Genomic DNA, 19,324 nt, shown 5'->3' with positions numbered 1-19,324 from the left:
CCGATGCTCAAAAGAATGACTGTCCTTCGAAGGAACGGAATATGAAGACTGCTGCCTTACATCGAACTGCCGCAGGCCCAAATTGGGGCCCGAGCTGGGGGCGTTTATTGCGCGCCCTGCTGATGCTAACTTTATGCGCCATCGGCATGATGGGCGCTGCGCGCTCTGCCGATGCGACTTTCAAGGATGAAGAGCTGGACCAGATGTTGGCGCCGATTGCGCTCTATCCGGACTCGCTGCTGTCGCAGATCTTGATGGCCTCGACCTACCCCAGCGACGTCAAGGAAGCTGCCGCCTGGTCCAAAGCCCATCCGGATGAAAAAGGTGACGCTGCGGTCAAGCAGATCGAGACCAAGCCCTGGGAGCCCTCCGTGCAATCGCTGGTCGCCTTCCCGCAGGTCTTGGCGATGATGGACGCCAACCCCGGCGATGTGCAGCGCCTGGGCGACGCCTTTTTGGCCGACCCTGCTCACTTGATGGACCGGGTGCAGTTCATGCGCAAGAAGGCGCAAGAAGCCGGCAACCTGAAGGCGAACGAACAGCAAAAGGTCACGACCCAGACCGAGAACAACAAGCAAGTCATCATCATCGAGCCGACGCAGCCGCAGACGGTTTATGTGCCGGTCTATCAGCCGACTGTGGTGTACGGCAGCTGGTGGTATCCGACCTACCCGCCTTACTACTGGGCGCCGCCCCCTTACTACTATCCAGGCGGCGCATTTGTTGCGGGCGTGGTGTGGGGTGCGGCCATTGTCGGCATTCACAATTCCCTGTGGGGTGGCTATAACTGGGGCCACCACAGCGTCGATATCAACGTCAATCGTTACAACAATATCAACGTCAGCAACCGCCACATCACCAACAATAACAACAGCTTCAAGCACAACCCCGAGCGGCGCAAAGATGTGCCTTACCGCGATGCCAAGAGCCGCGAGCAGTATGGCAACAAGGCTCAAGCAGCAGGTGGCAAGGACCGCGATGCCTTCAAAGGCAAGGACGGCCAACGGGATGCGGACCGCGCGCGCGCCGCTGACACCTTGAAGGACCGCGGTGCCGATCCGGTCGCCGGGCGCGAGAAGTTGCAAGGTGCCGACCGTGACAAGGCCCATCAGGCCGTCAACAAGGTGGATCGGGGCGGCGCTGACAGTCGCCCAACTCAGCGCGACACCTCAGCCTCGAACAGGGCGGCCAACCGTGGCAGCAGTGGCGGCAGCAATAGCCATAGCGGCGCGCTGTCGGGCGTGCATGACAGCGGTGCCTCGCGGGCCAATGCTTCGCGCGGCCAAGCGAGCCGTGGCTCCATGAGCCAGCATTCGGGGGGTGGCGGCAGGCCAGCCGGTGGCGGCGGGCGTGCCGGCGGCGGCGGCGGACGGCATCGCTGAGCACGGGCCACAGAAAAGCAAAAGGAATAGCCATGAATTTCAGAACAACATCCCTCAAGCCTCTGCTTAAACTCCGCCACCTGGCCTTGGTTGCTGGTCTGGCGCTTAGCGGTGCTGCACACGCACAGACCGCCTTCGCCAAGCCGGAAGCGGCGGCCGATGCCTTCATCGACGCGGTCGCGAGCAGTGACCCTGTCGCGCTCAAAAAGGTCTTGGGCAAAGACTGGGCCAAGCTGATGCCGCTGGGCGAAGTGTCGGCCGATGATCGCTACACCTTCTTGGAAAAAGCCCATCAAGCCCGCTCGGTCACGGTCAAGCAAGGCCTGGGCGAGATGCTCGTCGGCACCGACCCTTGGGCGCTGCCGATTCCGCTGCTGCAGGGCAAAGACGGCCAGTGGCGCTTTGATATGGCGGGCGGCAAACTCAATGTGCTGGAGCGCCGCATTGGCGCCAATGAGCACGCCACCATCCAGGCCTTGTTGGCCTCGGTCGATGCCCAGCGCGAGTATGCGTCGGTCGATCGCAATGGCGACGGTGTGCTCGAGTATGCCCAGCGCATCATCAGCACGGCAGGCCAGCGGGACGGTCTGATTTGGCCCGCCAGCCTGGGCGATGAAAGCCCTTTGGGTGAAGCCTTCTTGCCCAAGAAAGCTGGCGAGGGCTATCACGGCTACCGCTTCAAGCTGCTGACCGCGCAGGGCGACGCAGCCAAGGGTGGCGCACGCAGCTACCTGATCGGCAAGCGCATGGAGACCGGCTTTGCGATGCTGGCCTGGCCGCTGAAGTATGGCGATAGCGGTGTGATGAGCTTCATGGTCAACCAGGCCGGCCAGGTGTTCGAGGCCGATCTGGGCCCGAATTCGGCCAAGGCTGCGGCGGCAATCACAAGCTTTAATCCTAGCCCGGGATGGCAGGCGGTCGTGCTGCCTTGATGACCGAGGCACTCGACTTTTTGGCCGCCTCGGCCTGAGTGCTGCAATTCGTTGGGCGAGCCAAGGGTCAGACGGCCTCGCCGAAGCCGGCATCGAGCCGTCGGTGGGCGGCCTCTAAAATAGTCCCATGAAGTTCGCGATTACGGAGCAAGAACTGAGCTTGCTTGAGCAAAGCCTGGAGTCGGCCACGCGCGGTGCGCGCGTGCAGGCCCAGACCGAGCTGGCCTGGCATTTGCGCCAACGCGACAGCCTGCGAGCGATGAGCTTGATCGCCGAGGCGGAACGGCGCTTGCGCTCGCACCCCTTGGACGCTGCGGTCAGCAGCGCCTTGACGGCCCGGCTTTGCTTGGCGGCGAGCGAGATCTCGGCCTTGTTTTCACGCCTGAGCGAGGCGGAGGGTTTGCTGGCACGTGCCCGCGAGCACTTGACGCCGGCCATCGACCCCGATGCCGAAGGTGATGCGCTGCTGATCGAAGCCAGTGTTGCCAAAGCGGCCAGCCTGCGTGAGCGCGAGTTGCGGGCGCTCGAACAGGCCAGGGACTTTTTTGCCCAGGGTCAGGATGCCCAGCGCAGCGGGATTGCCCAGGGCCTGTTGCGCTGCGAGACCAGCGTCAGCACCGCCCAAGCAGATACGGCGCAGGCGGATTTGCTTCGTGCCGCCAGCACCCTGGCCGCTGATGCTGCCTGTCAGGCGCTTGATTTGGTCGCGCAGGCGCTGCCGCTGTGCCTGCGTGAGCCGGCCGAGGCGGCCGCCTTGTTCGCGCGCGCCGCGCCCATGGCCCAAGATATGGGGCTGCTGCGCTTGGCTTGCGTGGTGAAGATGAATGAGGGCAATGCGTGGCTGGAGCTGGGTGAGCTGGATCAGGCCACGACTTGCTTCGAGGCCGCCGCCGAAATGGCCCGGCACAGCCGCTGGCCGGTTTTGGTCGGCACCAGCCAGATTCAGATCGGCCGTGTCCTGCGCCATCTGGGCCGCTTTGAGGAAAGCCGGGCGGTGCTCAGCGATGCCTTGACGATGTTGCGCGTGGCCCCAGCCGGCGGGGCGAGCGCCTTTGCCTGCAGTGAAATGGCCTTGACCTTGGCTGGCTTGGACCGGCCCTTGGAGGCGATTGACGTGATGGCCGAGGCGATCCGCCTGCACCGCGAGGCCAAGTCGAATGCCAATCTGGCCAAGCTCTTGGCGCGCCAAGGGCGCGCACTGGCCGAAGCTGGGCGAGTCGGTGAAGCCATCGCTGCCATCGAGGAGGCGCAAGGCCTGATCGAGCGCTACGGCTATGCGGCCGTGGCGATCGACGTCAGCGAAGCCTTGGCCGAGGTGCACCGGCACCGCAAATTGCCCGAGCCAACGGGGATGACGGCGCCGACGGCCACCGTCCACTTTGCACAAACGGCCTTGGACCGGGGCATGGGTTTGCAGGGCTGGCGGCCGCCGTCGGCGCTGTTGGCCTTTATTGCCGACGCCTGGGCCGAGGCCGACCACATGGCGCAGGCCTATTCCTATTCACGCATGGCGCATCTGGCCGGCGCACAGAACGGGATGTTGCACCTCAAGAATCCACAGGCGGTGCTGCAACTATTGGGTTATGTAGGTGCCAAAAATGGCCCGAATGCCGAGCCGGAGCAGGCGGCCCTGGCTGAACTTGCACAGAGCGGCGGCGCGCCGGACCTGATGCTGCCGACACCGAAGGAGGCGGCCGTGCTGCAACTGCTGGCGCGCGGTTATGCCAACCGGGACATTGCGCAGGCCTTGGGCGTCAGCGACGAAACCACCAAATGGCATTTGAAGGGCCTGTACAAAAAGCTCGCCGTCAAGTCGCGCCGCGAGGCGGTGATGCGCGCGCATACGCTTGGGCTGCTGACGGGCCAGTGAGCTGCCCCCCTCATCTGAGGGGTGAAGCAAGCCTTGGTCAAGCCCGATGGGGGGGAGTCGGGGGGGGAGCGAAGCGAGTTAGACCCGAGTGACGCGGTCGGTTCGCGCTCTGACAATTTGGACATGCCCACTGAAAGGTCTCCCATGTCCACCACGTTTTTGCCTAAGGCATTTGTCTTCTCGACCCTCGCCGCCGCAGCCATGATGGCGCAAGCCGGCTACCAAATGGAGGTGTTTGCGCCCCCCGTCAATCACAGCTGGTCTGGCTTGGCCGCCCATGGTGCGGGCGCGGTCACGGCGAGCACGGCCGGCAATCTGCATTACAGCGCCGCGAGCGGCCTCATCACGAACATCGGCGGCAATTCCGCCGCTCAGAATTTTGGCGGCTCGACCGGCATCAGCGCTAATGGCTTGGTCATTAGCAGCAACGCAACCGCCGCCAATGGCTTCAGCCAGGCAGCCACCTACTCGACCGCCACGCAGTCCTGGACGACCCTGGGCAGCTTGGGCGTCAACTCAAACACCGTGATCGCAGGCTCGACGCTGAAGCAGCAAAGCATGGCCTTCGCGATCTCTGCCGACGGCAGCGCTGTGGCGGGCCAAGCGTTCTATTCCGCCGCCGGCACCCCCAGCTCGGTCGCGCACGCGGTGGTGTTCAAGAACGGCAGCGTGATTGACCTGACCCCGACCGCCACCGTCGGCGCCGGCCGCGCCTTTGCCATCAGCGACCAGGGCAGCGTCGTCGCGGGCACCTTGCGCGCCGGCCAGGCCAACCAAGACAGGCTCTGGCAGTGGAATGCGGCGACCAACAGCTACGCGGTCAGCACGCCCACCGTCAACAATGCCGCCGGCACAGCGGTGAACATCCAGGTCGCCGCACTCAGCGCGAATGGCAAGTACGGCGCCGGTGGCTCGATCAATGGCTTGGCCACCAATTACGCCCCGCCCGGTTCGGGCTTCACCATGACCTATAGCCAGGCGACCTTCTGGGATGTGGCCAGCAACTCCGGCAAGCTGATCCCTTTTGACGCAGTGCCCGACTTCACCAATCCGGCTGCCGTGGATCTGTTTAGAAACAACAAGGCGGTCGTCACCGGCGTCTCCGACAACGGCCTGGTGATCGGCAGCTTTTCTCTGTTCTTCCCCGGCACCAACGCCGGCACCTTGACGGCCGATACATGGATCTATGACAACAACAGCGGCGTCACCAAGTCCTTTGACGGCTACTTGACGGACATTGGCATGGGCCTGGGCGCGGACAAGCATGTCTGGAGCCTGACTTCGATGGCGGCCGACGGCTCGGCCATCAGCGGCTTGTATTTTGATAAAGCGACCGGCACCACTTCGGCCTTCATTCTGCACACCACCGCCGTGCCCGAGCCGGCCACCGTGCTGCTGTTTGCCTTGGCGCTGCCTTTGTTGATGCTGCGCCGCGCCGCCAAAAATCAGGTTTCGAGCCAAGTTTCGACACAAGCCTAAACAAACCAAACAGGATTCAGTCATGTTGATCAGCAAACAACTCAGCCCCCTCGCCGCCGCCATGCTGCTGGCGAGCGGCCTCGCGCAAGCGGCGTCATTCACCCAAACCGGTGCCGGCCTGCTGGCCACCGACGTCAGCGCCGATGGCCGCGTCGTTGTCGGCAGCAATGCCGTCAGCGGCCATTACTTCAGCTGGACGGCCGAGGCGGGCTTGGTCGATATCGGCGGCAAAGCGGCCGGCAATGGCGTCGGCGGCTCGCCGCGTATTTCGGCCGATGCCAGCCGGGTCAGCGGCGTCGCCCTCAATGCCGCCAACAACAGCTATGAAATGGCCTATCGCAATATGTCGACGGGTCAATGGACGACGCTGGGCGGCATCGGCGGCAGCAACGGCACAACGACGGTGGAAGTGTCGGCCGGCTGGGCGATCAGCGACAACGGCCAGTTCGTCGCCGGTGCCGCCTGGGCGCCCGGCACCGCCACCGGCCGTGGCCGTGCATCGGTCTGGAGCGCCAGCAGCAACGCCATCACCAATCTCGGTGACTCCGGCATCACCGGCGGCAACAACTCGACCCGCGCTGCCGCCGTCAGCAATGACGGCAAGACGGTGGTGGGTTGGGGCCTGGGCCGCCGTCCGATGCTGTGGACGGATGCCGACGGCGACGGGAGTTATGTGCGCACCGAGATCATGTCGTCCAGCGGCGGCGCCTTGAGCGAAGCGACCGATATGTCGTCCGATGGCAAATGGGTGGTCGGGATGGGCAGCACGGGCAATGCCAAGCAAGCCTGGCGCTGGAGCGCCGCGACCGGCACGGTCGATCTCGGCACGCTCATGCCCCTTGGCGCCGTCGGCTCGGCCACGGCCGTCAGCGAAGACGGCATGACAGTGCTGGGCTATGAGCGTCCGCAGGGTGCCGCCTCCGCCTCCTTTGGCAAGGGCTTCATCTGGACCGCCGCTGCCGGTATGAAGAGTTTTGATGCATTCTTGGCCAGCTACGGCATTGACGTCGGCGACAGCTTCAACTTCAGCACGCCGCTGGCGATGTCGGCCGATGGCAAGACCTTTGTCGGCTTTGGCAACGTCAACGGCTCGCCTTCATCGGTGGGCTTTATCGTCAATATCGCCGCGGCGGTGCCGGAGCCGTCGAGTTATGTGATGCTGGCAGGCGGCTTGTTTGCATTGGCTTGGCTGGCCAAGCGCCGCAAGTCGGTCTGAGGGACGCTCGGCATTGAGTATGCGGCCCAACTGCCAACTGCCAACTGCCAGCTTGCTAACGCGGCAAAAACTCAGCTTTCTCGCGCAATCTGCCAATGACATCCCACCAAGCTTCAGCTTGAGCCTGGCGTGCGGCGGATTGCCCGGGGCGCAGGGCCAGATATAGATTGTTGGTCAAGAAGGGAGTGGCCAGAACTTGCAAACCCTCTCGCTCAGGATTGGGTAGATGGGTTTGCATTTCTGCTTTCGCCACGACCGCAAGATCAACCCGTCCAGCCGCGAGCTTGCGCAATAGCTGAGGTACATCGAAGGCAACATCATCCACTTTCAGGCCAAGCTTCATCAAGGCCTCAGTGGCGGCACGAAACGAAGCGCGTGTTCCGACCACGACTTGGTCGGCATCGCCGCCCCGCAAGCTTTGGCCATCCCAATCCAATGCGGAGTCTTTTCGTTTAATCCACAAGAGCTGAATCTTCGTGACTCTTCGGTTGGTATCCACCTCGCCGGCTTGCATTGGAAATTGCAACTCGGCCTGATTGTTGGCAGTTGCTGCCGCCATCGTGGCATCTGTCTGCCCTAAGGCCAGTCGCTGGCGGCAACGCTTGAGCGGATAGGCTTCGATCTCGACGCTCAAACCAGCTTGATTGGCCGACTCCACCAATAGCTTCTCTGAGAAGCCAGGGTGCTTCGCATCAAGCGTCACAAAGGGCGGTACGGGTACGCCCAGGCACACACGCCAATGTCGGCTGAGCGGCAGGTTTGAGGCTTCCTGCGCCATTGCTGCTTGAGCACCGACCGAAAGCACCGCGCCGAACATCGAGCACGCCCAATGGTATGGAAGGTTATGCATCAGGTGCCGCATGCGCGCCAGCATACCCGATGATTCACACTCTATTTTCGGCAGTTATGGCCTTGCCGGGCCAAGGGGCGGCTCCTGCCCAAGGTGCGACCAGCCAATCAGTTTCTGGGCTGCGCTGCACGGTTGCTTAACACCCGGCCGACGTCAAAAGGGCCTGACTAGACTCAGCAAGGCCGCTTCGTCGGTGGTCACCTCAAGCCTCATTTCGCTGTCAATCCTGCATTCGAAAAACGAGGGCATGGGCCTCTCGCTGGTATGCTCTAACGCGACTTCCACCCGGCACGGCGACCCCTATTTGAAGTGCAGTGTCGGTGGCCTGCATCTTTACAGCTAGCTGGGCCTCACTCATGGTCGGGTTTCAACTTCTGCTGCCTTTTCAACGGGTCAAAAGGTTTTGCAAGAACTGGTTGAATTCAACTGCTACGTCGACCGGGCAGTACGGCGGCCTGGCCTTGGATGCAACAATACGTGACGCAAATTAGCCTCACGAATCGACTATCGTCACGACGCAGCCTTAAGCTCAAAGACATCAAAATGATCGAAAACACCAAACAAAGTAGAGCCGCGCTTCAAAGCGGTGAAGTCAACAAACAAGCTACGCAGGTGCTAGCTTTACTCACACCAACAAAGGTGAACTAGACATGAATTTGCATCTTTCAAGCATGGTCCTGGTCGCCTGCAGTTTGCTCGTTAGCGCCGCGTTTGGGCAGCAAACAGAAAAAAAGGAACAAGCGGGACAGGAAGCAGCCAAGGCTGTTGACAACGGTACCGACCCCACCAAGTTTTCCAAGTTGGCGGAAGCGAAGTATGAGTACCTGGATCTGAATGACGGATTCAGCAGTGGCGCACTGAGGTTGAGTTACACCCAGCCCTTGGGTGAAAAGCAGGACTACAGCCTACGTTTTCGTGCACCGATCACGCGCGTCAACACACTCGGGAACGACAGGCATGAACTCGGTGACGTATCGATTCAGCTTGCACATGTTTTTGGCTTGACGAAAGAGCATGGCTTTGTCGCGCAAGGCGAGCTGACCTTCGACAGCGCACAACGAAAAGAGTTGGGGACTGGCAAGAACGTCTTCAAAGGTACCTTGATCTATGCAAAATTCCTGAAAGACGGGTCCATCTTTGCGCCTGCTTTCGTGCAGAGCAATAGCTTCTCAGGTGATAAAAATCGCCCCAAGGTCAACACCACGACCATCGATTTCTACTATGTGCCCAAGTTTTCCGATCCTCACAACCTGATGACCTTGGACCCGGCACTCAATTTTGACTGGGAGCACGACAAGCGCTTTGTGAGTTTGGCCGTCACGATGGGCCGTGTGATCGGCAAGGCGTTCGGGGGCAATAGCATTGTGTTTGTCAAACCCTCTGCCTTTGCCGGCGCTGATCGGCCGGGGGATTGGGGTGTTGAGTTGGGCTACAAGCTGATTGGCTTCTGAGCAAGAGGCCCCGTCACGGAGTTGCATCCCAATGAAAAAGGGGCGGCTCAGCGCCGCCCCTGTTCAACTCGCCAAGCCCAATTTACTGTTGGGACTTCTTGAGGAAGTCTTGCACTACGTTGGACATATCGAAGCTATTGCCGCCCTGCACCGGTGGATAGTCCGCCAAGGTCTTCAGATGCGCACCCATCAGTTCACCCATCGGAGCCGACAGCCAGGACACTTTTTGCAAGAGGTGGCCGTAGGAATCGGTGGTGCCATAAGACTCGAACGGGTCCATGCGCAGATTGAACAGCAAAGGCATGGTGCGCGGCACCACATTGGCGTAGTAGTCGTCCTTGGTCGAGAAGTGGAACTTCCACGGCCCCATACGCACCGCCATCAGCTTGTTTTCGTAGTAATGGAAGATGTGATTGCGGGCCGACTCGGGGGACTTGCCGGTCCAGTAATCGACGTTGTTGAGGCCGTCGATGTACTGCTTTTTCTCGGCCATCATGTCCTTGGCGACATCCTTCACGCCGGCCACAGCGGCCAGGCTGGTGAACATATCCTGATGCCCCTGAATGCCGTTGAGCACCGTACCGGGCTGCACGGCACCGGGATAACGCAGCATCGAGACGACGCGAATGCCGCCTTCGTAGGTGGACATTTTCTCGCCCCGGAACGGCGTCGTGCCGCCATGCGGCCATGAGGAGTGCTCGGGGCCGTTGTCGGTCGAGTACCAAATAACCGTGTTCTCGTCGAGCCCGTTTTCCTTCAGGAAGGCCAGCACCAGACCGATGTCGTGGTCATGCTGCATCATGCCGCTGCCGTGGGTGTCGGCCTCGCTGGTGTGCTTCTCGGCGGCATAGCGCCATTTGTCATTCAGGCGCGTGTACAAGTGCATGCGCGTGGTGTTCAGCCACACAAAGAAGGGCTTGCCATCGGCCTTGGATTTCTTCATGAAATCGGTCGCCTTGGGGATGGTCTCGGCGGCGTCAAAGTCTTTCATGCGCTCGGACGTCAGCGGGCCGGTGTCCTTGATGGTCTGGCGGCCGACCTTGCCAAAGCGTGAGTCCACGGTGGCGTCGTCTTGGCTTGTGGCGAAGGTGTGAAGCACGCCGCGCGTGCCGAATTTCTTCTCGTACGCCTCGATGCCACCAGGGTAGGCCTTGGCGAAAGCTTTGTAGTCGCGTTGCTCAGACTCTTCCTGGGTGTTCAGGTGATAGAGATTGCCGAAGAACTCGTCGAAGCCATGCACGGTAGGCAGGTGTTCGTTGCGGTCCCCGAGGTGATTTTTACCAAAGTGGCCGGTGCGATAGCCGGCTTTTTTCATCACTTCAGCCAGACTCGGCGAAGCGGCCTGCAGGCCCAGCTTGTCGCCGGGCATACCCACCGTCGTCATGCCTGAGCGGATCGGATATTGGCCGGTGATGAAGGCGGCGCGGCCGGCCGTGCAAGAAGGCTGCGCGTAATGGTCGGTGAAGCGCACGCCTTCCTTGCCGATGCGGTCGATATTGGGCGTGGTGTAGCCCATCGTGCCCATACCGTAAGCGCTGACGTTTTGCCAGCCTATATCGTCACCCCAGATAACCAGAATGTTTGGTTTACTCGCCGGGGGGGCAGCCAGCGCTGGTGCGGCGATGTTCGCTCCCAGCAGGCCTATCAATAGCAGCGCATATTTCTTCACATTGAACTCCTTGTTCGATCATTGATTGGTAGCCCGCAAGGCCAATCTCTTAGCGCTAATTTGGCAAGACTCGTTCTTGCGGGGATATTGCGAGTTAGTCCGCCTACCCATGCCCGACCAATTTAACATGCAACGGTGTATTTAGAGTCCGCAGCCTAGCTGTGATATCAAGTTCTTCCCGGGGGCAATGCGGGTGCTCGACATAACTCAAGGTGAACAAGTTCAGTGAGGATCGGGGCGGGAGTCAAAACGCGTTCTGCAGCCAACTGCGGTAGATCCAACGCTGCAGTCCGCCCTAAGCCCGACCGGCAAACGCCATGAAGCGTTATGCAGTGCATCCTGCGCTGGCGCCGATGAGTGAAGGGCAGCCAAAAAAATTCAACGCCCTTGTATCTGAAGTTGGGGACAGTGCACGGCTTGGTCGCACTTCACAGCTGTAGCTACTGGATTTTTGGAACAATGAGCAAAAGAGCCCCGCCAACTGAAACTCCGGCCACCGCGCCAGCCTCGAAACGCGGCCTCGTCTTGGGCCTGCTGGGTCTCTAGAGCTTGCTGCTGGCCTCCGCCAGTTGGTGGTAGTCGAGCCAATTGGGGCGAAGCAGCGCCAGCAGCAGCCCCAAGCTCACTTTCAGCCACCGTCGGAAATATGCCGGTCGGCCACGCCGCCTATGTGGACAACAAGCAATGCCTGAGCTGCCATGCTGACCAAGCCACTCAGTGGCAGCAGTCCCACCACGCGAAGGCAATGGCGGCCGCCGGCCCGGAGACCGTGCGCGGCGCCCTGAGCTGTTGTTTGCAGCCCGTCGACGCGGCGCACTATTGATCTGGCCAAGCCGACCGAGTCGCTTGGCCTCAACCCGGTGGGCCAAAGCGGAGTCTGGGGAGACAAGCACTTTGCCGATCAGGCCCAACTGCATGCACAAGGCCAGTACCGCCGGCAACACCTGGACAAGGCCGATGTAGCGGCGCACACGCGCTGCACGCTGAGCTTGCAGCCGCCGCGCTGAGGCGCGAGTGGCCTGGCCGCCAAGATCAAGAGTTCATTCATGTTCTAGGGGGTATCCGTCTCACACCTGGGTTATGCTGTTCGCGCGTTAATCACTGGCTGAGCCCGTCAGCCGCGCGATGATTGACGCAAATTTTCCAGAAAAGGGGACCTCCTATGTTTTTGAAGAAATTCGCGGCCTTGCTGGTGGCGGTGGTCGGCGTGGCGTCAAGCGCCCATGCTCAGGCCCCGGCAGCGGCCAAAAAACCCAATATTCTGGTGATCTGGGGTGACGATATCGGCACCTGGAACATCAGCCACAACAACCGCGGCATGATGGGTTACCAGACCCCGAACATCGACCGCATCGCCAAAGAAGGCGTCGCCTTCACCGATTACTACGCGCAGCAGAGCTGCACGGCGGGTCGTGCGGCCTTCATCGGCGGCTCGGTGCCGGTGCGCTCGGGCATGACCAAGGTCGGCCTGCCCGGCGCCGCCGAAGGCTGGAAGAAGGTCGATGTGACGATGGCCACCGTGCTCAAGGGCCGCGGCTATATGACCGGCCAGTTCGGCAAGAACCACCAGGGCGATCGCGATGAGCATCTGCCCACAATGCACGGCTTTGACGAATTCTTCGGCAATCTGTATCACCTCAATGCCGAGGAAGAGCCCGAAAACATGGACTACCCCAAGGACCCGGCCTTCCTGAAGAAGTTCGGCCCACGCGGCGTGCTGCACACCTGGGCCGACGGCAAGGGTGGCCAGCGGATCGAGAACACCGGTCCGCTGACCAAGAAGCGCATGGAGACGGTCGACGACGAGACCATGGCGGCCGCCAAGCTCTTCATCACCACGCAGGCCAAGGCCGGCAAACCCTTCTTCACTTGGTGGAACGCCACCCGCATGCATTTCCGCACCCATGTGAAGGCCGAGAACCGCGGCAAGTCGGGTCAAGACGAGTACAGCGACGGCATGGTCGAGCATGACCGCCATGTCGGTGAGCTGCTCGCTTTGATCGATGAGCTGGGCCTGGGCAAAGACACCATCGTGATGTATTCGACCGACAACGGCCCGCACTACAACACCTGGCCCGATGCCGGCACGACCCCGTTCCGCAGCGAGAAGAACTCGAACTGGGAAGGTGCCTACCGCGTGCCGACTTTCGTTCGCTGGCCCGACCATTTCCCTGCCGGCAAGACGCTCAACGGCATCGTGTCGCATGAAGACTGGCTGCCGACCTTCGCAGCAGCCGCAGGCGACACCGACGTGAAAGAGCGCCTGCTGAAGGGCACCGCCATCAACGGCCGCAGCTACAAGAACCACATTGACGGCTACAACCAGCTCGACTACCTGAGCGGCAAGACCGACAAGTCGCCCCGCAATGAGTTCTGGTATGTCAACGACGACGGCCAGATCGTCGCCGCTCGCTACCAAGACTGGAAGTTGACCTTCCTGGAGAACCGCGGTCAGGCCTTCGAGGTTTGGCGTGAGCCCTTTGTTGAGTTGCGTATTCCCTTGTTGACGAATCTGCGCCGCGACCCGTTCGAGAAGGCTCAGCACAATGCCACCGTCTACAACGACTGGTTCCTGGAGCGCTCCTTTGTGGGTGTGCCTATCCAGGCCATGGCGGCCAAGTTCCTGCTGTCAATGAAGGACTACCCCCCGAGCGCCACCGCTGGTTCTTTCAATTTGAGCAAAATTGAAGAACAACTGAAAGCCAGCGCCGGCGGCAAGTAAGCCGGGCAAGCCGAGCCCCAAACCACACCGAGGCTGGTGACCCGCAAGCCTCGCTTCAGCCCTGGAGCGAGGCTTTCTTTTTTTCTTCCTTCATTCTTTCAAACAACTTTTTGAGGAGCGCGCAATGAAGAACAAGGTATTCGCCCCTGAGGGGCAGACTCGTCGGGATTGTTTGATCGGTGCAGCCGCCTGGGCGGGTTTGGCCGGATTGGGCCTCAGGCCCGGCATGGCCAGCGCCCAAGCCACTGACCCGCTGCCAAGTTGGAACGCCGGCCCTGCCAAGGCACGAATTCTGGCCTTCGTCGCCGCCGTGACCGAATCCGGCGGACCTGACTATGTGCCACCGGCCGAGCGCATCGCCGTGTTCGATAACGACGGCACGCTGTGGGCCGAGCAGCCGATGTACTTCCAGGCATTTTTCGTGATGGACCGCATCAAGGCCTTGGCACCCAAGCATCCGGAATGGAAAACCAAGCAACCCTTTGCCTCCTTGCTGAAGGGCGACCTTAAAGCCGTAGCGGCCGGCGGTGAAAAAGGCCTGCTGGCCCTGCTCGCCGCCACCCATACCGGCATGACAAGCGAGGAATTCGAACGCTCTGTGTCCGAATGGATCGCCACCGCCAAGCATCCAACAACGGGCCGGCCCTTCACCTCCATGGTCTACCAGCCCATGCTGGAACTGCTCAGTTATCTGCGCGGCAATGGTTTCAAGACCTTCATCGTGTCCGGCGGCGGCATCGACTTCATGCGCCCCTGGGCCGAGAAGACCTATGGCATTCCGCCCGAGCAGGTGGTCGGCTCCAGCCTGGGGCTCAAATACGAGCTCCGTGACGGCAAACCGGTGCTGATCAAGACGGCTCAGCTGGTGCTCAATGACGACAAGGAAGGCAAGCCGGTCGGCATCCAGCGCCATATCGGCAGGCGCCCCATCATGGCCTTCGGCAACTCCGACGGCGACTTTCAGATGTTGGAATGGACCAGCGCCGGCCCCGGCCCGCGCCTGTCGGCCATCATTCACCACGACGATGGCACGCGCGAATATGCCTATGACCGTGAGTCCAAGGTCGGCCGCCTCGCACGCGGGCTGGATGCGGCTGGCGCGCGCGGCTGGACGGTGGTCAGCATGAAGTCGGATTGGACACAGGTGTTCGCGCCCGCGCGCTAATCCCTTGCCAAAGCTGGGTACAGTGCGCGCTGCACCCAGCTTTGAATCGAAGCTGGCGTTTGATCGATAGAAGAAGATGAGCAAGAAAACCGTAGCCAGCCCGACCACCCCACCCCGCGCCCACAAACGAGCCTGGATCATCGGCATGATGGCCTTCGCGAGCATGCTGGGCCTCGCGGCGTGGTGGTGGCTGAGCGCCCTCAACAGCCCACCGGCACAGTTGTTGCAAACTGCGGCTGCCGGCGCCAGCATGCCCGTCGGCCACGCCGCCTATGTGGACAACAAACAATGCCTGAGCTGCCATGCGGATCAAGCAAAGCAGTGGGAGGGCTCGCATCACGCCAAGGCGATGGCGGCGGCTAGCCCAGAGTCAGTGCGCGGTGACTTCAATAACACCGAGTTCAAGCACCAAGGCATCAAGACCCGTTTCTTCATGCGCGAGGGTAAATTCTTCGTCAATACGGACGGGCCGGACGGCAAGTTGGCTGACTTCGAGATCAAGTACGCCTTCGGCCACGATCCGCTGCAGCAATACCTGATCGAGATGCCCGGCGGGCGCCTGCAGCCGCTGCAGATCGCCTGGGATGCGCCTAAAAAGCAATGGTTCCATCTGCTGCCCAAAGAGAAAGCACCGGCCGGCGACGTGCTGCACTGGACCGGCCGCTACCAGACCGCCAACACCATGTGCATTGGCTGCCATACCACCAACTTTGAAAAGAACTACGACGCCAAGACCGACACGTTCGCCTCGCGCTGGAGCGAGCCGAATGTGAGTTGCCAGGCCTGCCATGGGCCGGGTAAGTCGCATGTGGAATGGGCGGCACTGAAAGCCGCGGGCAAAGCGCCGACCAGCGTGGCCAACTACGGCCTCAACGTCGACACCAAGGTTCAGGACGGCGCCAAACAGGGCGAAATTTGCGTCAGCTGCCATGCCCGCCGCACCGAGCTGGACGGCAAGCCCTTCGCCGGCCAGCCGCTGCTGGATAACGTCTTGCCCACACTGCTCACCAGCGGCCTGTACCACGCCGACGGCCAGCAGCAAGACGAGGTCTTTGTCGACGGTTCCTTCCGACAAAGCAAGATGCATCAGATGGGCGTGACCTGCATCAACTGCCACAACGCCCATACCGGCAAAGTGAAACTGCCGGGCAATCAGCTGTGCTTGCAATGCCATGCGCCGGCGGCGAGCCCGAAGCCGGCACAGAACCAGAAGTTCGCCAGTGCCAGCGGCGAGTACGACGGCCCGGCCCATCACTTCCACAAGCAAGGTTCGGCCGGCGCGCAATGCGTGGCCTGCCATATGCCGTCGACCAACTATATGCAGATACAGGCGCGGCCCGACCACAGCCTGCGCATACCGCGCCCCGACCTCAGCGTCAAGCTCGGCACACCTAACGCCTGTACTCAATGCCATTCGGACAAACCGGCGCAATGGGCGGCCGACTGGGTGCTGAAGTGGTACGGGCCTAAATCGAGTTCACAGCGGCCCCATTTCGCCGAGACCCTTTCAGCCGCGCGCGCCGGCAAGGCCGAGGCCACACCCGGCTTGATCGAGCTGGCCGCGAACCTGAGCCAGCCGTCCATCGTGCGTGCCACCGCCCTGGCCGAGTTGCGCTATGCCGCCGATGTGGGGCTGGACATCAAGATGGACGCCAGCCGCGACAAGAGCCCCGAAGTGCGCGCCGCCTCCGCCGACAGCCTGGAGGCCGCGCCCGCCGCCCAACGCCTGGCCACTCTGGGGCCGATGCTGAGCGACCCAGTGCGGGCGGTGCGCATCGCCGCCGCACGCAGCTTGTCCAGCTTGCCCGCCAACGAGATAGGCTTCAGCCTGAAGCCGGCTTTCGACGCCGCCTTGGCCGAGTACATCGCCACGCAAAACGTCTCGCTCGACATGCCCGGCGCGCAACTGAATTTGGCCGTTATTCGGCAAAACCAAGGCGCTAACGATTTAGCCGAGCAGCATTACCTGACCGCGCTGAAGATAGACCCCGACTTCACGCCGGCCCGCGCCAACCTCAGCCAGCTCTACAGCGCCACCGGCCGCAACGCCAAGGCCGAGGCCGTGCTGGTCGAAGGTCTAACGCGCATGCCTGCACTCGGTGAGCTGCAGTATTCCTTGGGCCTGCTCTTGGCCGAAGAGAAGCGCATGCCCGAGGCGGCTACAGCGCTGACCCGCGCCGCCAAACTGCTGCCCGAGCGCGCCAAAGTGCACTACAACTTGGGCCTGGTCCATCAAGGCCTGGGCCAGCGCAAGCAGGCCGAAAGCGCGCTGCTGACGGCGCAAAAGCTGGAGCCTGCCGACCCATCCATGGCTTATGCCTTGGCGGTCTTCTATGCGCAAGGCGGCCAGCGTGCGCAGGCCATTCAATGGGCAGAGAAGATGCGCCGGCCTGGGGCTCCGGATGCGCAGTTGGAGCAGTTCATTGCACGGCTAAAAAGAGGGGAATAGCTGGGCACGCTAGCCGTCATTGATACAGCCAAGTCCGCCGACCACTTCATGACGGCCCTTGGCCGCTCATACCTTGGCGAGGAAGGCCGCCGCATCACCCGCTTCACACTTCCAGTCTGCGAAGACCCCGACCAGATTGCATTCCACACAGCGGCAAGCGATGTAGTACCAACGTACGTCATGTGTGCCCTCGTACACGGAGACGCCGGACATCAGCTCGAACACCTCGTTCTCGCACACGCACTCGTGCGCTTCGGGCGCGGCTTGTTCAAGGTGGTCCGCGCTGTCGCCCATCAGGTGTTCCTGCCCGCAGTCGGTGCAGGTGCGGATCGCCACGCCGGCTTCTTCATCGGTCTGCAACGCGAAGGTACGGCACCCGCAATCGCATTTTGACGCGGCAAACCGGACGGCCTCATGGCGATTCGCAACGCTATAGCTGCGCAGCTCGGCTTGGGTGTCGCCGGACGTCGTCCCGTACCAGAACTCGCCCTTCTTCGTCAGTGCCATTGATGCTGCTCCATTTTTTTACGGCGGGCTTCCCAGCAGGCCTGACGCCAGGATCGCCCCGATCAGCTGGATTGTGCCTGTAGGCACGCCGAGGGGTCGTCAAGGGCCCGAGGGTCGGGGTGGCCACCGACAAGAGTTGAGTGCATCCTTAGATGCTGACTCTTGGAGATTGGAGCCATGCGGCGGCCTCTCCGACTCGAACAGCCCCTATCAGAGGCGAGCGGTCGGCTGGACCTGGCTCGAGTGAAGCCGCCTCCGGCCGGCTGCAAATGATCGAGAAAGTTCCATAACGCACTGTCGACGACCGCAAGGCCGAAGATGGGGCCGGCCGCTATGGGCGCTGAGTTGCCAGGCCGTCAGCTGAACAAGGGCGCCTTGTTTGCGCCCTGTTTTGCTCAGGCAATGTCGGCCGTACTGAAAAGGAGCGCAGCGTATGTTCGAGCCAAACTCGGGCACACTGAGCACGAAAAGTTGAATTGCGCATCCGTCGTCTGCGCCCAACGCAGCAGTTGCTCATCGCCTGGTGGCCGTCATGACGACTTCAAAGGCAGAAATGAACGAGGGTTGAAAAATGGAGTGGCTTTGGTGGGCTTGGGCGATCCTTGCCTTGATCTTGGCTTTTGGTTCAACCGCCATAGAAGTTGGAGGCATCAGGAATGGCGTCAATGGCGCCAATGGATTCGTGCTTCTGATGTCCTATCTGCTGGCTGTCGCAGGATCACTGGCCGTGGTCTGCATCAGCTGGTTCATCAGGGATTTTCAAACGGCGGTGAGGGTTTTTGCGGTCGCGGCCGGCAGCTTGGCCCTGGCTTGGCGCCTCAGCCTTTGGTGGATCAACCTCGAACAGAGGAAAACTGTGCGGCGTCGGCCCTGAGCGCGGCCAGTCTCTTGGTTTGGAGTTTCTAACCCGCACACTCAAGCAATGCCCCCGCATTGGGCACAGAACGGCCTTTGAAGCGCCATCAACGCGCCAGCGAGCGGCGCGCCTTGCGCTAGCCCGGATATTTCACGGGGTCGGCCCCGGCTGCTCCACAGCACCGATGGGCACGACGTTCCTTCGCTTCGACGTTCTATCCATTTTGGCTACAGGGCCTACGCGGGCTAGCTCTCAATTGCCCACAATCGCCAACAGTTCCACCTCGAACACCAGCGGCGTGTTCGGCGGGATCTCGCCGCCACCCGCACCGCGCTCGCCGTAGGCGATGCTTGAGGGGCAATGCAGGCGCGCCTTGCCACCGACCTGCATCAGTTGCACGCCCTCGGTCCAGCATTTGATGACACGGTTGAGTGGGAACTCGGCCGGCTCGCCGCGCTTGATCGAGCTGTCAAACTCACGCCCGTCCAGGAAGCGGCCTACATAGTGCACGCGCACCTTGTCGGTGGCCGTCGGGTGCGGCCCCTTGCCCACGGTAAGCGGCTCGAAGCGCAGGCCGGAGGCGGTCGTCACGGCCTGCGCTGCAGTCGCGGCCGGCGCGGACGCCGCCGATGCCGAAGCTTCGGGGGCGGAGCCTGCTTTGGCAGGCTTCTTGGCAGTGGCGGCCGCAGCGCCAAACGATAGGAGCAAGGCCAGAACGGCCAGTGTTGACTTGGTCATAGATTGGGTTTCCGGCAAAGCGATCATCATCGCAGGCT

The 19,324-nt window shown here is 61.7% G+C and carries 16 protein-coding genes; 12 read left to right on the top strand and 4 right to left on the bottom strand.

Features of this window, described 5'->3' with window-relative positions:
- Positions 1-41: 41 nt before the first annotated feature.
- From LNV08_RS10175 to LNV08_RS10155, 5 genes are all read left to right on the top strand, one after another.
- Entirely contained in the window at positions 42-1,382 is a 1,341-nt protein-coding gene (locus LNV08_RS10175) for a DUF3300 domain-containing protein (protein ID WP_263533591.1), read from the top strand.
- 32 nt (positions 1,383-1,414) lie between these two features.
- On the top strand, positions 1,415-2,314 hold the full coding sequence (locus LNV08_RS10170; protein ID WP_263533590.1) for a DUF2950 domain-containing protein: 900 nt from the start codon (positions 1,415-1,417) through the stop codon (positions 2,312-2,314).
- Positions 2,315-2,441: 127 nt separating this feature from the next.
- Positions 2,442-4,184: a LuxR C-terminal-related transcriptional regulator gene (locus tag LNV08_RS10165; protein ID WP_263533589.1), complete on the top strand. Its 1,743-nt coding sequence runs from the start codon at positions 2,442-2,444 to the stop codon at positions 4,182-4,184.
- A 144-nt stretch (positions 4,185-4,328) separates the two neighbouring features.
- Positions 4,329-5,663, top strand: a complete 1,335-nt coding sequence (locus LNV08_RS10160) for a PEP-CTERM sorting domain-containing protein (protein ID WP_263533588.1) — start codon at positions 4,329-4,331, stop codon at positions 5,661-5,663.
- Between the two features lie 22 nt (positions 5,664-5,685).
- Positions 5,686-6,879 (top strand): PEP-CTERM sorting domain-containing protein, encoded by a 1,194-nt coding sequence (locus LNV08_RS10155; RefSeq protein ID WP_263533587.1) that lies wholly within the window; start codon positions 5,686-5,688, stop codon positions 6,877-6,879.
- 55 nt (positions 6,880-6,934) lie between these two features.
- Here the strand turns inward: LNV08_RS10155 and LNV08_RS10150 are convergent, their stop codons facing one another.
- Positions 6,935-7,753 carry a transporter substrate-binding domain-containing protein gene (locus tag LNV08_RS10150; RefSeq protein WP_263533586.1) on the bottom strand — a complete coding sequence of 273 codons (819 nt, stop codon included), beginning with the start codon at positions 7,751-7,753 and terminating at the stop codon, positions 6,935-6,937.
- Between the two features lie 626 nt (positions 7,754-8,379).
- Between LNV08_RS10150 and LNV08_RS10145 the strand changes: the two genes are divergently transcribed.
- A complete protein-coding gene (locus LNV08_RS10145; RefSeq protein ID WP_263533585.1) occupies positions 8,380-9,180 on the top strand; it encodes a hypothetical protein in 801 nt (266 codons plus the stop codon).
- An 82-nt stretch (positions 9,181-9,262) separates the two neighbouring features.
- Here LNV08_RS10145 and LNV08_RS10140 read toward each other — a convergent pair whose 3' ends face one another.
- Positions 9,263-10,849, bottom strand: a complete 1,587-nt coding sequence (locus LNV08_RS10140; protein WP_263533584.1) for an arylsulfatase — start codon at positions 10,847-10,849, stop codon at positions 9,263-9,265.
- 646 nt (positions 10,850-11,495) lie between these two features.
- Between LNV08_RS10140 and LNV08_RS10135 the strand changes: the two genes are divergently transcribed.
- The 5 genes from LNV08_RS10135 to LNV08_RS10115 all read left to right on the top strand — a co-directional run bounded on the left by LNV08_RS10135 (position 11,496) and on the right by LNV08_RS10115 (position 17,185).
- A complete protein-coding gene (locus LNV08_RS10135) occupies positions 11,496-11,672 on the top strand; it encodes a cytochrome c family protein (RefSeq protein WP_263533583.1) in 177 nt (58 codons plus the stop codon).
- A complete protein-coding gene (locus tag LNV08_RS10130) occupies positions 11,668-11,856 on the top strand; it encodes a penicillin acylase family protein (RefSeq protein ID WP_318014122.1) in 189 nt (62 codons plus the stop codon). The genes LNV08_RS10135 and LNV08_RS10130 overlap by 5 nt, the downstream gene beginning before the upstream one ends.
- A gap of 155 nt (positions 11,857-12,011) precedes the next feature.
- Entirely contained in the window at positions 12,012-13,571 is a 1,560-nt protein-coding gene (locus LNV08_RS10125; RefSeq protein WP_263533582.1) for an arylsulfatase, read from the top strand.
- Positions 13,572-13,695: 124 nt separating this feature from the next.
- Positions 13,696-14,736 carry an HAD family hydrolase gene (locus LNV08_RS10120; protein ID WP_263533581.1) on the top strand — a complete coding sequence of 347 codons (1,041 nt, stop codon included), beginning with the start codon at positions 13,696-13,698 and terminating at the stop codon, positions 14,734-14,736.
- A gap of 76 nt (positions 14,737-14,812) precedes the next feature.
- The gene (locus LNV08_RS10115; RefSeq protein WP_263533580.1) at positions 14,813-17,185 is read left to right on the top strand and encodes a tetratricopeptide repeat protein; all 2,373 of its coding nucleotides are present in this window, start codon (positions 14,813-14,815) and stop codon (positions 17,183-17,185) included.
- Between the two features lie 66 nt (positions 17,186-17,251).
- Here LNV08_RS10115 and LNV08_RS10110 read toward each other — a convergent pair whose 3' ends face one another.
- Positions 17,252-17,692: a hypothetical protein gene (locus tag LNV08_RS10110; protein WP_263533579.1), complete on the bottom strand. Its 441-nt coding sequence runs from the start codon at positions 17,690-17,692 to the stop codon at positions 17,252-17,254.
- A gap of 607 nt (positions 17,693-18,299) precedes the next feature.
- On the opposite strand from LNV08_RS10110, the gene LNV08_RS10105 reads away from it, so the two are divergent.
- Entirely contained in the window at positions 18,300-18,566 is a 267-nt protein-coding gene (locus LNV08_RS10105; RefSeq protein WP_263533578.1) for a hypothetical protein, read from the top strand.
- Positions 18,567-18,800: 234 nt separating this feature from the next.
- Here LNV08_RS10105 and LNV08_RS10100 read toward each other — a convergent pair whose 3' ends face one another.
- Positions 18,801-19,286 (bottom strand): FKBP-type peptidyl-prolyl cis-trans isomerase, encoded by a 486-nt coding sequence (locus LNV08_RS10100; protein WP_263533577.1) that lies wholly within the window; start codon positions 19,284-19,286, stop codon positions 18,801-18,803.
- Positions 19,287-19,324 lie beyond the last annotated feature (38 nt).

The sequence above is a fragment of the Paucibacter sp. TC2R-5 genome, assembly GCF_025717605.1.
In the GTDB taxonomy this organism is placed as follows: Bacteria; Pseudomonadota; Gammaproteobacteria; order Burkholderiales; family Burkholderiaceae_C; genus Paucibacter_A; species Paucibacter_A albus.
Note: the sequence above shows the minus strand (reverse complement) of the source record. Positions and strands in the feature narration are given on the sequence as shown.

Coding starts and splice junctions, on each gene's coding strand:
- LNV08_RS10175 (WP_263533591.1), top strand. CDS start 42: ATGAAGACTGCTGCCTTACATCGAACTGCCGCAGGCCCAAATTGGGGC.
- LNV08_RS10170 (WP_263533590.1), top strand. CDS start 1,415: ATGAATTTCAGAACAACATCCCTCAAGCCTCTGCTTAAACTCCGCCAC.
- LNV08_RS10165 (WP_263533589.1), top strand. CDS start 2,442: ATGAAGTTCGCGATTACGGAGCAAGAACTGAGCTTGCTTGAGCAAAGC.
- LNV08_RS10160 (WP_263533588.1), top strand. CDS start 4,329: ATGTCCACCACGTTTTTGCCTAAGGCATTTGTCTTCTCGACCCTCGCC.
- LNV08_RS10155 (WP_263533587.1), top strand. CDS start 5,686: ATGTTGATCAGCAAACAACTCAGCCCCCTCGCCGCCGCCATGCTGCTG.
- LNV08_RS10150 (WP_263533586.1), bottom strand. CDS start 7,753: ATGCTGGCGCGCATGCGGCACCTGATGCATAACCTTCCATACCATTGG.
- LNV08_RS10145 (WP_263533585.1), top strand. CDS start 8,380: ATGAATTTGCATCTTTCAAGCATGGTCCTGGTCGCCTGCAGTTTGCTC.
- LNV08_RS10135 (WP_263533583.1), top strand. CDS start 11,496: ATGCCGGTCGGCCACGCCGCCTATGTGGACAACAAGCAATGCCTGAGC.
- LNV08_RS10125 (WP_263533582.1), top strand. CDS start 12,012: ATGTTTTTGAAGAAATTCGCGGCCTTGCTGGTGGCGGTGGTCGGCGTG.
- LNV08_RS10120 (WP_263533581.1), top strand. CDS start 13,696: ATGAAGAACAAGGTATTCGCCCCTGAGGGGCAGACTCGTCGGGATTGT.
- LNV08_RS10115 (WP_263533580.1), top strand. CDS start 14,813: ATGAGCAAGAAAACCGTAGCCAGCCCGACCACCCCACCCCGCGCCCAC.
- LNV08_RS10110 (WP_263533579.1), bottom strand. CDS start 17,692: ATGGCACTGACGAAGAAGGGCGAGTTCTGGTACGGGACGACGTCCGGC.
- LNV08_RS10100 (WP_263533577.1), bottom strand. CDS start 19,286: ATGACCAAGTCAACACTGGCCGTTCTGGCCTTGCTCCTATCGTTTGGC.